General features: G+C 34.0%; 15 protein-coding genes and 1 pseudogene. 12 read left to right on the forward strand and 4 right to left on the reverse strand.

What is annotated here, in order from left to right; translation table 11 throughout:
- Positions 1-34: 34 nt before the first annotated feature.
- The 3 genes from DM447_RS04305 to chrA form a co-directional block, all read right to left on the reverse strand.
- Complete coding sequence (locus tag DM447_RS04305) at positions 35-352, reverse strand: ArsR/SmtB family transcription factor (protein ID WP_269813839.1); 318 nt, start codon at positions 350-352, stop codon at positions 35-37.
- Between the two features lie 22 nt (positions 353-374).
- A complete protein-coding gene (locus DM447_RS04310) occupies positions 375-1,295 on the reverse strand; it encodes a cation diffusion facilitator family transporter (RefSeq protein WP_232824249.1) in 921 nt (306 codons plus the stop codon).
- A gap of 124 nt (positions 1,296-1,419) precedes the next feature.
- Positions 1,420-2,604 (reverse strand): chromate efflux transporter, encoded by a 1,185-nt coding sequence (gene chrA, locus DM447_RS04315; protein WP_112182655.1) that lies wholly within the window; start codon positions 2,602-2,604, stop codon positions 1,420-1,422.
- A gap of 202 nt (positions 2,605-2,806) precedes the next feature.
- Between chrA and DM447_RS04320 the strand changes: the two genes are divergently transcribed.
- From DM447_RS04320 to DM447_RS04375, 12 genes and pseudogenes are all read left to right on the forward strand, one after another.
- Positions 2,807-3,844, forward strand: a complete 1,038-nt coding sequence (locus DM447_RS04320) for a metal ABC transporter solute-binding protein, Zn/Mn family (protein WP_112180051.1) — start codon at positions 2,807-2,809, stop codon at positions 3,842-3,844.
- A 306-nt stretch (positions 3,845-4,150) separates the two neighbouring features.
- Positions 4,151-4,744, forward strand: coding sequence for a DUF5317 domain-containing protein (locus DM447_RS04325; RefSeq protein ID WP_112180052.1), 594 nt, complete (start codon positions 4,151-4,153; stop codon positions 4,742-4,744).
- Between the two features lie 231 nt (positions 4,745-4,975).
- Positions 4,976-6,721: a diguanylate cyclase gene (locus DM447_RS04330; protein ID WP_112182656.1), complete on the forward strand. Its 1,746-nt coding sequence runs from the start codon at positions 4,976-4,978 to the stop codon at positions 6,719-6,721.
- 322 nt (positions 6,722-7,043) lie between these two features.
- The gene (qoxA, locus tag DM447_RS04335; RefSeq protein WP_112180053.1) at positions 7,044-8,072 is read left to right on the forward strand and encodes a cytochrome aa3 quinol oxidase subunit II; all 1,029 of its coding nucleotides are present in this window, start codon (positions 7,044-7,046) and stop codon (positions 8,070-8,072) included.
- An 18-nt stretch (positions 8,073-8,090) separates the two neighbouring features.
- Positions 8,091-10,034, forward strand: a complete 1,944-nt coding sequence (gene qoxB, locus DM447_RS04340) for a cytochrome aa3 quinol oxidase subunit I (RefSeq protein WP_112180054.1) — start codon at positions 8,091-8,093, stop codon at positions 10,032-10,034.
- Complete coding sequence (qoxC, locus tag DM447_RS04345) at positions 10,034-10,633, forward strand: cytochrome aa3 quinol oxidase subunit III (protein WP_112180055.1); 600 nt, start codon at positions 10,034-10,036, stop codon at positions 10,631-10,633. Before qoxB ends, qoxC begins: the two co-directional genes overlap by 1 nt.
- A gap of 1 nt (position 10,634) precedes the next feature.
- Positions 10,635-10,934 carry a cytochrome aa3 quinol oxidase subunit IV gene (gene qoxD / locus DM447_RS04350; protein WP_112180056.1) on the forward strand — a complete coding sequence of 100 codons (300 nt, stop codon included), beginning with the start codon at positions 10,635-10,637 and terminating at the stop codon, positions 10,932-10,934.
- A 388-nt stretch (positions 10,935-11,322) separates the two neighbouring features.
- Positions 11,323-11,637: an MGMT family protein gene (locus DM447_RS04355; protein WP_112180057.1), complete on the forward strand. Its 315-nt coding sequence runs from the start codon at positions 11,323-11,325 to the stop codon at positions 11,635-11,637.
- A 66-nt stretch (positions 11,638-11,703) separates the two neighbouring features.
- Positions 11,704-12,846: a trans-sulfuration enzyme family protein gene (locus tag DM447_RS04360; RefSeq protein WP_112180058.1), complete on the forward strand. Its 1,143-nt coding sequence runs from the start codon at positions 11,704-11,706 to the stop codon at positions 12,844-12,846.
- Positions 12,847-12,947: 101 nt separating this feature from the next.
- Positions 12,948-13,706, forward strand: a complete 759-nt coding sequence (locus tag DM447_RS04365) for a (S)-benzoin forming benzil reductase (protein WP_112180059.1) — start codon at positions 12,948-12,950, stop codon at positions 13,704-13,706.
- A 144-nt stretch (positions 13,707-13,850) separates the two neighbouring features.
- Entirely contained in the window at positions 13,851-13,952 is a 102-nt protein-coding gene (locus DM447_RS04370; protein WP_112180060.1) for a YjcZ family sporulation protein, read from the forward strand.
- A gap of 188 nt (positions 13,953-14,140) precedes the next feature.
- Positions 14,141-15,849: pseudogene (locus DM447_RS04375) on the forward strand (IS1182 family transposase).
- On the opposite strand, the gene DM447_RS04380 reads toward DM447_RS04375, so the two are convergent.
- On the reverse strand, positions 15,803-16,690 hold the full coding sequence (locus tag DM447_RS04380; protein WP_112180061.1) for an AraC family transcriptional regulator: 888 nt from the start codon (positions 16,688-16,690) through the stop codon (positions 15,803-15,805). The pseudogene DM447_RS04375 and the gene DM447_RS04380 sit on opposite strands and share 47 nt — an antisense overlap.
- Positions 16,691-16,695 lie beyond the last annotated feature (5 nt).

Consider the following 16,695-nt stretch of genomic DNA (forward strand, 5'->3'; position numbering starts at 1 on the left):
AAAGGGAAGCAGTTTGAAAACAACTGTTTCCCTTTTATTCATGTAAAGCATGATCTATAGTTTGTTGTAATGTTTTCATGACATGTTCGTCGTCATGTTCATAATACATTGTTTTACCATCACGTCGATATTTAACTAAACGTAAATTTTTCAAGAACCGAAGTTGATGTGAAACGTTTGATTGCTTTAATTCAAGGCATTCTGAAATCTCGGTAACAGAGCATTCCTTTTTAGAGAGTAAATGTAAGATGCGTATGCGAGTTGGATCAGCTAATGCTTTAAATGTTTGAGAAACAATAAATAAAGTTTCTTCATCAAGACCGTTATAATCCTTCTTTATTAATTCATCCACTACGAACAACTCCTATTTCAATCTAATTACAGCAATCTTCATGATCTTGTATCGCGGAACCTTCTCCTTCAATTTGGATGGTTGTGTGGTTTAATTTAAAATTCTCCAATAATAACTTTGAAGCTACTTGTAAGATCACATCTCTATTGTGGTTTTGATCGACAATTAAATGACAACTAAGGGCAGGGAAGTTAGATGTTATTGTCCAAACGTGCAAATCGTGCATATCTACTACACCATCGATTGACAGTAGGCATTTTTCTACTTGCGTAATATCAATTTGATTTGGTATGCCTTCCATTAAGACATGGAATGAGTCCTTCGTTACGCGCCAACCACTAAATAAAATTAAGCTAGCAACAATTACACTTGCAATTGGATCAGCAATATTCCAATTAAATAATAGGATGAGTATCCCTGCAATAATAGCTCCAACTGATCCAAGTAAATCTCCAAATACATGTAACAGCGCACTACGCATATTTAAATTCTCTTCTGTATCTCCACGCATTAGAATCCAAGCAACTAAAATATTAACCAAAAGACCAATAATGGCAATTATCATCATGCTTCCATCTACATTTGGAGGCTCTAAGAAACGATTATATGCCTCCCAAAAAATATAAACGGAAATGGCTAGTAATGTAATGCCATTGATAAATGCTGCTAATATTTCAAAACGTTTATAACCATAAGTTTTAGTAGAAGTTGCAGCTCTTTCACCAAACTTAAATGCGAATAAACTTAATCCCAAGGCGGCAGCATCGCTTAACATATGCCCTGCATCAGATAATAATGCTAAGCTATTCGTTAGTATTCCTCCGATAACTTCAACAACCATGAAAGTAGCAATGAGAATAAAACTTAATAATAATGCTTTTTTATTTGCATGATGTCCGTGTTGGTGGTCATGTCCATGACTATGCTCATGTCCCATACTTATCTCTCCTATACATTCATATGTTCATGTATTCATACTATAATATTTTAAATTAGAATACAACCGACTTCGGCTAAAATACATTTAATTATTAAAAGGATTTGTTGGTTAAAATGAAAAAGATAATTTAAAATTGATTTAAAAGAAAACCGCCAAAAGCCCCAATTAATACAATCAACCAAGCGGGAAATTTCCAATATACTAACATACTGAATAAAACTGCAGCAAATGCAAAATCAATAGGGGTAATAATCGCAGTTCTCCAAATTGGTTGATAAAATGCAGCAATTAAAATGCCGACAACAGCAGCATTAACACTTATAAATGCTGCTTTCATTTTAGTGTGATTGCGTAGTTGATCCCAGAAAGGCAATGCTCCGAATATTAATAAGAATGATGGCAAGAAAATAGCAACTGTTGCGATCAAGCCTCCTAACCAACCTGATTTTATAGCCCCAATATATGCAGCAAACGTGAACAACGGACCAGGTACAGCTTGTGCAGCACCATATCCAGTTAAGAATTGTTGTTCTGTTAAAAATCCATTGGGTACAAATTCTCTTTCTAATAAAGGCAATACAACATGTCCACCACCAAAGACTAGCGCTCCGGATCTATAAAAACTATCGAACATTGCAATCCAATTGGTTCCAATTACTTCGCGAAGTAACGGTAAGACACCTAACAATCCGATAAATAGTACAAGACAAATGCCTGCAACTTTTTTTGAAATGGCAACAGTAATCAATGTTCTATCTTCTTCTATTTCATTACTAAATAAAAAAAGGCCAGCAAAAGCTGCTAATAGGATAACAACCACTTGTGATAGAGTGGTTTGCCATAAAAGTGTAGTAAGAAGTGCAAGTAATGCAATTAACTTATGGGTGAGTGTAGGTGTTAGTTTTTTCCCCATATTTAAAATAGCATGTGCAACTACCGCGACTGCTACAATTTTCAAACCTTGGATAGCTCCTGATTCTGCGATTGAAAAAGCATTCAAAAAGTAAACAAAAAGAATAAGTGCTATCACAGATGGTAATGTAAAACCAATGAATGAAACAATACCACCTAACATACCGCCTCTAATAATACCGATTCCCATACCAACCTGACTACTTGCTGGTCCAGGTAGAAATTGGCATAAAGCAACCAAATCAGCATAACTTTTATCGTTCAACCATTTTTCCTTTTTTACGTACGTATCGTGAAAATAGCCTAAATGTGCAATTGGACCACCGAACGAGGTTAAACCCAATCGAGTTGATATTTTTAAAATTTCCCATAAGGTTGCAATTTTTGTTTTATTTTTAATCGTAATCACTCCTAATCATTAATTAATAATCTTTTTATAGGTAACGCTTTTCGTTTAAAGTGTAAGGCAGTGCTGGTATTTTATCAATAACAATAATGTAAATTATAATTTATTAAATAAAGCGTAACGATTACTATTTACAATACGTAATGATTACGATATAATCCATATAAAGCAAATATACGGGGGAGAGACTTAAGAAATGAAATTATTAATGCGATTTACATTATTTATGTTAGTTGGTGGACTATTGGTAGCTTGTGGTAGTGAGGAACAAGCGGAGTCTGAGTCAGAAGCAGTATCTGGAACCGATTCAGAAGAGGAAAAACTACAAATTTATACGACCTTATATCCATTAGAATATTTTGCAAACGAAATTGGTGGCTCATATGTTGAAGTAACTTCTATCTTACCCGCTGGAGCAGACGCACATACATATGAACCAACATCGAAAACAATGGTTGATATTGCAACAGCAGATTTATTTATTTACAATGGTGCTGATTTAGAGGCATACGCTGAAAAGATTCAACAAGCTTTAATTGATGAAGATGTAGAAATGGTTGAAGCTGCAGAAGGTTTAGATCTATTAAACTACGAACACGAACATGAAGAAGAAAGCGAAGAACACGCGCACGATGAAGAAGAAAGTGAAGAGCATACATACGAAGAGGAAGAAGCAGAAAGTACAGAGGATGATGGTCACGATCACGGAGATGTTGATCCACACGTATGGCTAGACCCAATGCTTTCCGTTTCGCTGGCAGAAAACATTAAAGAAGAATTAGTAGCAAAAATGCCAGAACAAGAAGAAACTTTTGAAGCGAATTATCAAGACTTAGTTTCAAGATTGGAAAGTTTAGATAGTAATTTCCATGACACGATTGAAGGTTATGATCAAAATGAAATTTTAGTCTCACATGCAGCTTACGGATATTGGGAAAAGGCATATGGAATCGAACAATTGGCGATTTCTGGTATAACTTCTTCAGATGAACCATCACAAAAGGAATTAGAGAATATCATTGAGGAAGTTGAAGAAAATGACATTCACTATTTGTTTTTTGAGCAAAATATCACACCAAAAGTAGCAACTGTTATCCAACAAGAAACTGGTGTTGAGTCATTAGAATTGCATAATCTTTCTGTATTAACTGAGGAAGATATAGATAATAGTGAAGATTACTTTACATTAATGGAACGGAATTTAAAAGCAATTGAAACAGCGTTAGCTGAATAATAAAAGCGTGTATCTTCTTAAAAGTAGAGGGTACACGCTTTTTGTCGAACAAATAGAACTTTGTACCTAATTAAACCTATTTAAGTTAATTTAGCTTGTAGATTACGCCTTTTTTGAACAATTTATGCAAGAAAATTTGTAAATATGATTTTATAATAGGTCATTTTACCTAATTATGTTAAAAGTATTCAAAAAAATTGATTTGAATTATCTTATAATTAGCATTAATGTATAAATATATACAAATTTGTATTTAGATTTTTGATGTATTGTTTCTTATTAAAGTTCAGTATTGGAGAAAATTATATGGTATATGATGGTATTTTATTTGCTATAATTGTTGGATTTATCCGAAAAGGTAATTTAAAGTTTTTAACAGAGCCTTTATTTCGTTGGGGATGGATTTTTCCGATTATCTTAATCATTCAAATTTTAGTTTTTAATTTTCAAAACCAATTACCTATTCTAGGTGAATGGAGCAACACAATATTTATCTTTGTTTATATAGTTGGTTTGTTCTTCCTTTGGCTTAACCGAAAAAATGCCGGTTTTAATCTAATAATGATTGGTGTGTTATTAAATTTCATTGTTATGGCCATAAATGGTGGGCGCATGCCAGTTTCTGAAGAGGCTTCTACAATATTAGATCCAATGTATATGGAAGCAATTAAAAATGGATTCTATGGAAAGCATGCGCTTTTAACAGAATCTACTAGACTAGCATTTTTGGGTGATATTATTCCTATCACATCACCTTATCCAAGAGATCAAGTTATTAGTATTGGTGATGTCATTATGAATATTGGTATTTTCTTCTTTATTCAAGATAAAATGTTGAAGGACAAGCCAACAGAAGAGGAAATTATCTCAATGCAACTTAAAGGAGGTGAAATCAAATGAAAAAAGCTATGCAAAGCAACACTGGAATTAAAATTACTGGAGTAGTAATCAATGCTATTATTATTGGTACACTTTTGGTAGGATTAACGTCAGGATTCAGATTGATTTAAGAGTCATCAATTTTTATATTAATAATCTAATTGAGAGTGGTGTTGAGAGTTGATATCTTTTAAAAATTATACCCATCTATATATTGCTAGTATAGGATTGGTTGGAATTATTGCGTATTTGATGGTAGGAGATATTGGCTTTCAATCGCTCTATGATTGGATTATGGGATACGCCTTGATTGGTGTTACTTTGCTTCTTTTTAAGTATGTTATTGTTTTACCACCAAAAGGAAATTCATTATCTATGGATACTGCAATATTTCTGGCTTGCCTTTTTCTATTTGGTATTGAATTTTCTTTAAATGTGTTGTTATTTAGTAGTTTAATATATTCTTTCTATGAAAAACGAATAAATTGGAGTAAACATCTATTTAATTTCTCAGCGTATACTATTATGTTAATAAGCACTTATTATGTATTTTTATTTTTTAATGGTACTATTGGTTCAATAAACTTCATTAATTTATTTGCATACTTAGCGTCATTTTTGATTTACTTTTTCGTGAATTCATTAATAATATCGACGTACTTTTGGATATCTGATAAAAAGAGTTTAATAGGTGTATTAGATGGCATGTTAAAGGGTACTTTAGAAAGTTATGTTGTCACACTAGTATTATCTTTAGTATTAGGATATTTAATGGATTCTTCAGGGGTTTTTGGGTTGGCGTTATTTGCAGTTATATCAATATTGTTATCGATTGTTTTCAAGCAATATTTCTCTCTTTACGAGTCAGTAAAAACCAAGGCAAATATGGATCACTTAACGGGTCTTTATAACCATGGCTATTTTAAAGAAATACTAAATGAAAAGTTTGAGGAAATGAAACAGATTACTATCAACAAACCGTTATCTATGGCTATGTTGGATATTGATGATTTTAAGATATTTAATGATAGTAATGGACATATGAAGGGTGATCATGTATTAACTTTATTTGGCGAAATATTGATAGAAAAATGTAAAGAGAAAGATTATGTAGTGGCAAGGTATGGTGGGGAAGAATTTGTGATTTTAATGCCCGAAACGACAGAAAACCAGGCTAATGATTTTATTGAGTGCATTAGAAAAGAATTAAATAATACATATGTAGATGGAGTAGAAAGGTTACCATACGGATGTTTATCATTCTCAGCTGGTATTATAGAGTGGAATATAGAAATGTATAATCCGACTGAATTTTTAACGCATGCAGATCAGGCGATGTATTATGCAAAAGAACAAGGAAAAAACAATACACACATATACGGTCACGAATTTGAGCCATTGGAAATTACAGCTTCTTTAGAAGAATTGGAACAGCAGTTAAAATTACTATTAGCAAAAGATATCTATACATATAGACATAGTAAACGTGTATTTAAGTTTGCAGTAGAGTTTGGTAAATATCTATTACTTAATGAGCAAGATAAAAAGATACTTTCCCTAGGGGCACTTGTTCATGATATAGGAAAACTTGAGGTACCTAGAGAAATTATTAATAAAACTGGTAAATTAACAGCTGAAGAATGGAATACTGTGAAACAACATGTTACATGGGGAAGAGAAATTATACAAGTTGATAAAAAAAATGCATCATTAGTACCTTTAGTTGAATTGCACCATGAGCGATTTGATGGAAAAGGTTATCCATATGGTAAAAAAGCTGAAGAAATACCTAAGTTAGCTAGGATATTATGTGTTATTGACTCATTTGATGCCATGACTACTGAAAGACCTTATCAAAAGACGAAATCATATAATGATGCATTAGATGAATTACGTGATTGCGCAGGAACTCAATTCGATCCATTTTATGCTACAGCTTTTATAGATTATTTTAATAAAGAGTATATGCAGGTTGAGGAAGATATAACTACTATATAAGAATGGAAATGTTGCTTGGATTAATTTATCCAGGCTTTTATTATGGGAATAAATCTGTCTTTTTTTGGAATCGTGTTTTGTTTGTCAAAAAATAAATGCTAAATCTATAAATATTATGGTTTAGTTTTTTTAAAACTTTTTCTCAAATATGAACTTTTTGTGACACTTTAATGTAATGTGTTACTTATTTGCGGATAATTGTTAGAATAAGATTTGGCAACACTATTATTTACACTTTGTGTTCATTTAAGTATAATAACTCTTGTTATGTGCAAAAATCTGTAATAGATTACTATTTGGTTGAAAGAAAGGAGAAGATGTAATGAAGCGTATTCGTACTATATTTTATATCACGGCAATACTATTAGCTACATTAACGTTAACTGGTTGTGAATCAACGCTTACGGTTTTTGATCCACAAGGACCAGTGGCACGAAATTTAACTGAATTAATTATATTCTCTATTATTTTCATGCTATTAATTGTTATAGTAGTATTCGTTTTATTTGGTTTCATTGTTTGGAAGTATCGTGCAAAACCAGAAAATGAAGATTATGAACCTCCACATGAGGAGGGAAGTACAGCGTTAGAAATCACATGGTTCTTAATTCCTGTGTTGATCGTTGTTGCTTTAACTATACCAACTATAATTACAATTTCAGATGTTGAAGATATTCCAGAGGGTTATGATGATCAAGAACCTCTAGTTATTCACGTTACTTCTGCAGACTGGAAATGGATTTTTAGCTATCCAGAGCAAGATATTGAAACAGTAAATTATGTTAATATTCCTGCTGATCGCCCTATTCAATTTAAAATGACATCTGCTGGAACAATGCAATCGTTTTGGGTTCCGTCTCTTGCAGGCCAGAAGTATACAATGGCTAACATGCAGACACAACTGTATCTAGTAGCTGATCGTCCAGGTGAATATATTGGAAGAAACACAAACTTTAACGGTGAAGGTTATGCACATATGTCTTTTGAAGTTGTTGCGGAATCAGCAGAAGACTTTAATGAATGGGTTTCTGATGTAAAAAACACGGCAAATGTCTTAACGGAAGATGAATATCGAGAAATTCTTACGCCAAGTATTATTGGACGTAAGACATATAATGAAACACATCTACAATGGATTGACCACGCACATGGTGGTTCAGAAGAATACATTAATCCAGAAGATTATGAAACACATCTTTATGAACAAGAAGGCGAGATAGATGAAGAAGATTCGGACGTATCTATTACAGATACTGAGACTGACGAAGAGCAAGATGAGTCTGAATCAGAACAAAGTAATGAAGAAATGGATATGGATGAATCAGAACATGAAGGACATGATGGACATTAAGTTGGGGGTGAGAAGCATATGAAATTAGATGAATTTTTTGTAACTGGTGATCCGATTATTTTCTTATCCCAAATTGCGATTGGTTTAACAATTATCGGATTGGTTGCACTTATTAGTTATTTAAAAAAATGGAAGTATCTTTGGCAAGAGTGGTTTACTACAGTAGATCATAAGAAAATCGGAATAATGTATATTATTGCCGGTGTGTTAATGTTTTTCCGTGGTGGAGTAGATGGTCTGATGATGCGTGCACAAACATCACGGCCTGGATTGGAACTTTTAGACGGACAGCATTATGATGAGATATTTACAACACATGGTGTCGTAATGATTCTATTCATGGCTATGCCTCTACTGATCGGTATTATGAACGTGGTTCTACCTTTACAAATTGGAGCGCGTGACGTTGCATTCCCGAAATTAAATGCTTTAAGTTTTTGGTTGTTTTTCGGTGCTGCAATGTTATTTAATATTTCTTTTGTAATTGGTGGTTCTCCCGATGCAGGTTGGACAAATTACTTTCCGTTAGCAGGTGTGGAATTCTCACCTGACATAGGAAATAACTTCTATGCAATTGCACTGCAAATTGCTGGTATTGGAACACTTGCAACTGGAATTAACTTTATTGTAACGATTCTTAAAATGAGAGCTCCAGGAATGACATTGATGAAGATGCCTATGTTTACGTGGACTTCATTAGTTACATCGGTTTTAATTGTAGCTGCATTTCCGATTTTAACGATCGCTTTATTAATGATGACACTTGATAGAATGTTTGGGGCTCATTTCTTTACAGTAGCAGCTGGAGGAGACCCAATGCTATGGTTAAATCTATTCTGGCTTTGGGGACATCCTGAAGTGTATATAGTAGTTTTACCTGCGTTTGGTATGTATTCAGAAATTATTGCAACTTTCTCAAGAAAGAACTTGTTTGGTTATAAAACAATGGTAATTTCTATTGTAGCTATTGCATTTTTAAGTATGCTAGTTTGGGTACACCATTTCTATACAATGGGTAATAGTGCAGCAGTAAACTCAGTCTTTTCGGTAACAACGATGATGATTGCGATCCCTACTGGTGTCAAAATATTTAACTGGCTATTCACGATGAGGAAGGGCCGAATCCAATTTACCAACGCGATGATGTGGTCGCTAGCATTTATTCCTTGTTTCACTATTGGTGGGGTAACTGGTGTTATGTTAGCAATGGCAGCGGCTGATTATCAGTATCACAACACAATGTTCTTAGTGGCACACTTTCACTATGTATTAATTCCTGGTGTTGTATTCGCAGTATTTGCTGGTTTATATTATTGGTGGCCAAAAATGTTTGGATTCACTTTGAATGAAAGAATTGGTAAATGGCATTTCTGGTTATTTGTAATTGGATTTAACATGACATTTATGCCAATGTTCTTTGTTGGATTAGATGGAATGTCACGTCGTATGTACACTTATTCAGAGAGTACAGGTTGGGCACCGTATTTAGGATTCTCAGCTATTGGCTCTTTAGTGCTAGCAGCAGGTTTTGCTGCCTTAGTTTATAACATTTATTGGAGTTTCCGTTATGCATCGCGTGATATCGGAGGAGATCCTTGGGATGCGCGTACCCTAGAATGGGATACAGCATCACCTGTTCAAGAATATAACTTTGCTGTAACGCCTGAAGTAACTGAATTAGATCAGTTTTGGAAAAATAAAAAAGAAGGCAAGAACAAGCTGAAGAAAGAGGAGATAAAAGATATTCATATGCCAAGTAACTCAGGAATTCCAATTATCATGAGTGTGGCATTTGGTATTGTCGGTTTCTTCTTAATATTTGAATGGTTTACCTTAGCAGCTATTTTCTCTATTGCGATAATTGCTGGTTTGATTGCTAGTTCATTTGATTATGATGACGGTTATCATATCCCAGCTAAAAAGGTATTAGAAACAGAACGTAAGTGGAGAGGTGATCTATAATGGCATCACAAACATCAACACCGTTAGAGTATAGTACGCATCAAAATGAAATGAATATTTTAGGTTTTTGGTTATTCCTAGGTGCAGAGATTGTCTTGTTTGCTACTCTATTTGCTGGCTACTTTGTATTAGAAGGTGGCACAGCTGATGGACCAACATTAGCTGAAATCTTTGTCTTAAATGACGTATTAATTGAAACCTTTTTACTTTTAACAAGTAGTTTCACAATGGGATTGGCGCTGCATCAAATGCGTCATAACAACCTTAAGGGGATGCTCATTTTTACTGTGATTACCTTGTTACTTGGAGCTGGCTTCATGTATATGGAAATTAATGAGTTCATTCATTATGTGCATGAAGGTGCGACGTTGCAAACAAGTGCATTTACATCTGCTTTCTTTACCTTATTAGGTACACACGGGGCACACGTATCGTTTGGTATTGTTTGGATCACGATGTTAATCATTCAATTGGTTCAAAGAGGTATTACACCAGTGACTTCTCGTAAATTCTTTATAGCAAGTCTATATTGGCACTTTTTAGATGTTGTTTGGATCTTCATCCTTACCTTTGTCTATTTGAGAGGAGTGTTGATGTAAGATGAAAAAACAAACTTTATTTCCGATGAATCACGTAGTTGGTTTTGTTTTGTCAATTGTATTAACAGTCGCAGCAGTATTAGTTGTTTATGAAACTACTTTTGCAGCATCGGTTAAGATGGTCATTATCGGTATTTTAGCTATTTTTCAAGCCTTAGTTCAGCTAATTATGTTTATGCATGTTACTGAAGGTAAATCAGGTGGTATTAACATTATTAATGTTGCATTTGCTATTTTCATGGCGCTTGTTATCGTAGCAGGTTCAATATGGGTCTTAACTACTGGACATGCAGCACATTAATTTAATCAATAACCCGTTGTTATCTCATTGAGATAACAACGGGTTATTTTTTTTGGTCTGAGAAAAAAATCAGTCCACAGACGTAATCTAATTCAAGCTTACTATGGTTTTGAAAGCTATTTATAAACGATACACTTATATTATCAAGAAAAGGAAGGAGGTTAAATCTTTTGTGTAATGTTTATGAATTAGAGAATCAGATTAATGACAGGCGACCGAAGTAGAAACCTAATTTAGGAATGGAGGTACATTGATATGACGGCCGTCATAAATAGGAGTAAATAAAAGCTATTTCCATGTATTATTTGAGGAAATGGCTTTTATTTATTTCTATTTTTAATCGTGATATACTAGTGTGAAAGTATTAAGAAAAGGGACCGATCAAAGAATGGAAGACTTCACACAGGTTATTATTGATATCATTCGAAATATACCAGAAGGAAAAGTTATGTCTTATGGTCAAATAGCACGTGTAGCAGGAAATCCAAGAGCGGCAAGACAAGTATCCCGTATTTTACATAGTATGAGCAAGAAGTACAAATTACCTTGGCACCGTGTGATAAATAGTAAAGGTGAAATTAGTTTGCAAGGAGAAGGTTATGCATCACAAAAGTGGTTACTTGAACAAGAAGGTATTCTATTTCATAAAACATCTAAAATTGACTTAACTGTCTATCAGCATCAGATGGAAGAAAAGATGTAAAGAATGGTTTTATTCTTCATAGTAGGATAAAGTAGTAACTAACACGTTAAAAGGGGAGAGAGAATAGTGGGTCAACAATTCGATACAAAGTCCGTGCATTTAGCTTTAAAAAATAAGAACGTTATAGATAGCAAAGTAACACCAATTTATCAAACAACAGCTTTTAAGTTTTCCGATTTAGATGATTTAGAGGGTTTTTATCAGGGGGAAAAAGACTATTTGTATTCAAGAGTGGGTAATCCGAATACTGATGAACTTGGATCTGCTGTTGCCCAATTAGAAAGTGCACCTAAAGGGCTTGCAACTTCTTCTGGTCTTTCAGCTATTTTAGTCGGAATTTTAGCTATCGCTAAATCAGGGGATCATATTTTAGCATCTACAGATATTTACGGTGGGACTTATCAGTTGTTAGCACATGAATTAGCTGATTTTGGGATAGAAGTTACCTTTGTTAATTTTGAAAAGGTTGATGAGTTGGAACAACATATCCGTGAGAATACGAAGCTATTATATTCCGAGTCTGTAACAAATCCATTACTTCGTGTTGAAGATATAACGTCTCTTGTTAAGCTCGCTAAAAAGAATGATATATTTACCATGATTGATAATACATTTGCTACACCCTATTTATGTCGTCCATATACAGATGGAGTTAACTTAGTTGTACATAGTGCGACTAAATATTTAGGCGGTCATAGCGATGTAACAGCAGGAGTACTTGTTGGTGATGTAGATTTAATTGATAAGGCCAAATCAAAGGTCGTGAATATCGGTACGAACTTAAGTCCGTTTGAGGCTTGGTTAGCATGTCGTGGTATTAAAACACTTAGCGTACGAATGGAACGGCATGTAAAAAATGCACAGGCATTAGCTGATGCATTAGCTAAGAATAATGCTGTTACTAAAGTTTATTATCCTAAAAATGTTGCTACTAATGGAAATGGAGCAATTGTTTCTATTGATGTTACAGGTAATTGTGATATTAATAAGTTCTTTCAATCATTAGATTGGGTAAAGATTGTGCCAACTTTAGCGGGTGTAGAAACATCGGTTTCTTATCCATTGACCACATCTCATCGCGCTTTACCTAAAGAATCACAGGATGAGTTAGGTATCACAGAGGGACTAGTTCGTATATCTGTTGGTATTGAGGATGCAGCAGATATTATTGATGTATTTGAACAAGCAATTAAAGTCTCAAAATTATAAAGGAATGCACCTCCCAAAATTTGGAGGTGCATTTTTAACTGGAAGTTGTTTCACCAAAGTATTACCATTATGTATAATAGAATGAACTAGGAGGTTGAAGGATGAAATATGCAGTTATAACAGGTACTTCAAGAGGCTTAGGAGCGTCCCTCGCTAAACTATGTATTGAACAAGGAATGCATGTATTTGGGATTTCTAGAAAAATGGATAGTAAATTAAAGAAAATGACTGAAAGTTCACCAGGAACGTATGAACACCATGCATGTAATTTAGCAAATGCAGAACAAGTAGAAAAAGTGTTTTCAACAATTGCGGAACAGCTATTTAAAAGAAAGACTGCCTACGTATACCTTATTCATAACGCAGGAGTAGTTAATCCTATTGACACTTCTGATAAACACACAATGGAAGCTATAAATTCCCATATGCATGTTAATTTAATTGCACCGATGATAACGACTAGTTTATTTTTAAATAAAGCCCAAAAAACAGATATTCCACTAATTATTGCTACTGTTACATCTGGTGCAGCAGATCGCTCCGTCTATGGCTGGAGCGCATACAGTGCAAGTAAAGCAGGATTAAATCGTTTTACGGAATCTGTCGCATTAGAACAAGCACAATTGAAAACGAAAAATAAAGTCATTTTATTTGATCCTAGTATTATGGATACAGAAATGCAAAGCGAAATCCGTTTATCAAGTAAAGAAGCATTTCAAGATGTTGAACAGTTTAAGCAATATAAAACCGAAAATCAATTAAGAAATACTGATGCAGTTGCAGAAGTTCTAACTTCGATCTTATTTAAACCAGAACAAGTAATCAATGGTAAATATTATAGTGTAAAAGACTTCCTTTGATTGGTAAATATACCATATAATACGCTTATGAAGGGCTAGAAACGTTTAAAACTAAGTAAAACACCCATTTTTTTCGTTTAGACTTCCATTCTGGGGCTTATTACATATTCTATAAGTGTAATAAACAAAGGAGGGGTTATAAAGATGAGTGCAGGATATAGTTATGGTTCTGGATTTGCGTTGATTGTTGTTTTATTCATCTTACTAATTATCATTGGTGCTTCATGGGGCTTCGGTGGATACTAAATTACCATAAAAGCATCTAGAAAAAAGAGGCTGGGACAAAACCCAGATAAACAATAAAAAGTTGCACCTTTCCAAATTTATGGTTGGAGGGTGCAACTTTTTTATGAAATCGAAAATTTTAGTAAGTAAAAAAGGATACCTTCTGATAAAATTAAAGTGACGAAACAATAACTATCGGAGGTATCCTTATGTTTAAAGATTATAACATGAATCAAGTAATTTTGCCGTTAGATTTAGAAATAAAATTACAAAAAAATGATATTGCCTATACAATCCATGACTTAGTTGAACAAATACCAGATAAAGCTTTTTCTGTTTTCTTACATGAAACAGGTTGTCCTGCTTATCATCCACGAATGATGATGAAGGTTATTTTATGTGCTTATACGCAATCTGTTTTCTCTGGGAGAAAAATTGAAGCATTACTGAAAGATAGTATACGTATGATGTGGTTAGCGCAAGGTTATGAGCCAAGCTATCGTACAATTAACCGTTTTCGAGTCAATCAAGAAGTACAAGACCTGTTACGCCAATGTTTTGTGCAATTTCGATGCCAGCTGGTGAAAGAAGAACTGATTGATGAAGAAGCGATCCTTATTGATGGTACCAAGATTGAAGCAAATGCCAACAAATTTACGTTTGTTTGGCGAAAAGCGATTGAAAAATACAGTGCCAATTTGGTGGAAAAATCAAATCAAATGTATGATGAATTGCTAGCAAACGAAATTATCCCAGAAATCGAACGTGAAAGTATGGAAGAACTAACCACCCAGGAACTCGAAAAAGTTTTGGAGAAACTAGAGAAGACGGTTGAAGCATACGACAAAAAGATCGAAGAAAGTGAAGATGTAAGCGAACGTAAGCAACTTCGTTCTGAACGCAAAACACCAAAACAATATCGCAAACGGTTTAAGGATTATGCAACACGCAAACAAAAATACGAAAATGATATGGCCATATTTGAAGAGCGTAACAGTTATTCAAAGACAGATCATGATGCCACATTTATGCGAATGAAAGACGATTATATGAAGAATGGCCAATTGAAAGCTGGTTATAATGTCCAAATTGCGACAGAAGGACAATATGCACTCGCTTATGATGTATTTCCTAATCCAACCGATGTACGCACATTCATTCCTTTTCTAGATAAAATCGAGGAAAGCGTCTTTGAGCTTCCTAAATATATCGTCGCTGATGCAGGTTATGGAAGTGAACAAAATTACGATGATGTCCTAATTAATCGGGAGTGCATTCCACTAATTACATACAATATGTATCGAAAAGAGAAGACAAAGAAATATAAGCAAGATCCTTTTAACACAAAGAACTGGGAGTATGATGAAGCGACTGATTCCTTCCTCTGTCCAAATGACAAAAAAGTAATGTTCCAGTATCTTTCCAACCGGATAGGTAAAGACAACTTCACTCGAGCGTTTAGAGTCTATGAATGTGAAGATTGTTCGGATTGTCTATTACGCTCACAATGTACAAAAGCAAAGGAAGGAAATAATCGAAAGATATATTACAACGAAAAATGGGAACAACAAAAAGCATACACAAAACAACAACTTTCAGAAAAAGAAACCGGTAAAATCTATGGTAAACGAAAAATAGATGTGAAACCAGTCTTCGGATTTTTGAAGGCTAATTTGCGTTTTACTCGCATGTCGGTAAGAGGCAAAAAGAAAGTAGAAAATGAATTAGGATTCGCGTTCATGGCGGTGAACTTGAGGAAGTACACCGCTAAACATGCGCATGGTACAACAACGCCTGAATATAATCTAACAAAAAAAGGTTCCGACCATCTTTCTATGATGATTGGAACCTTTTTCGTTATTTTTGGCTAGTTATGTCCCAGCCTCATTTTTATGAGTTACTTGGTAATTTTGATTGAGATACACAGACGGTGCCATTCCTGTAACTTTTTTAAAAACACGGCTAAAGTAAAAGGCATTTGAAAAACCTAATTTTTCACTTACCTCCGAAACATTATTTACTTCCGTTTTGAATAAATCCATCGCTTTTTCAATTAATATTTCATTCTGAAACTGTGTAATACTTTTACCTGTTTCTTTTCGAAATATAGTCGATACATAAGCATAATTCATATCCATTGCTTGACTAATTTCTTTACCAGATAGTTTCTTTGAGGCCTGTCTGCATATTTTTGTTAATTGCGCAATTATCCGCTGTGTTCTTGGAAGAACTTTTGATTCCTTTGAGTGCTTATATAAGTTAATAAATAATGCATAAGTCATTTGTGATAAAAGAAGGGGTCTAATTTCATCTTGGCTTTTATCTTGCTCAATTAATTTATCTAATTGCAATGTGTAGAAATCAGGTTGAGTTACGCTACCCTTTTTTGGTAACTGTAGTTGTTGGTTATATGTTTCTTCTGCAATTAATGAGGTTTGTTGGAAATTATGATAATCCTCTAACGGAACTATTACCGTTGGTGGATCATAAAAGTGAATATAATACCAACTTGTCCCTGGAAGATAGGAGCCAGCACCCCAATGAGTTATGTTTTTTCTTAAAAAAAGATAGGATCCAGCTGATAGTTCATAGAAATTATCATCTTCAATTACTTCTATTTTTCCTTTAACAACAAAAATAAAGACATTAATATTATCTAGTTTACGATGGGGATGGTTTAAAACCCCTTTTTCATCAGTCATAAAACCAACTTCTCTAACTAAAGGTAATTGATAGGTAGGTAGTTTTATTGCGTACATATAAA

The sequence above is a fragment of the Paraliobacillus zengyii genome (genome assembly GCF_003268595.1).
GTDB lineage: Bacteria > Bacillota > Bacilli > Bacillales > Amphibacillaceae > Paraliobacillus_A > Paraliobacillus_A zengyii.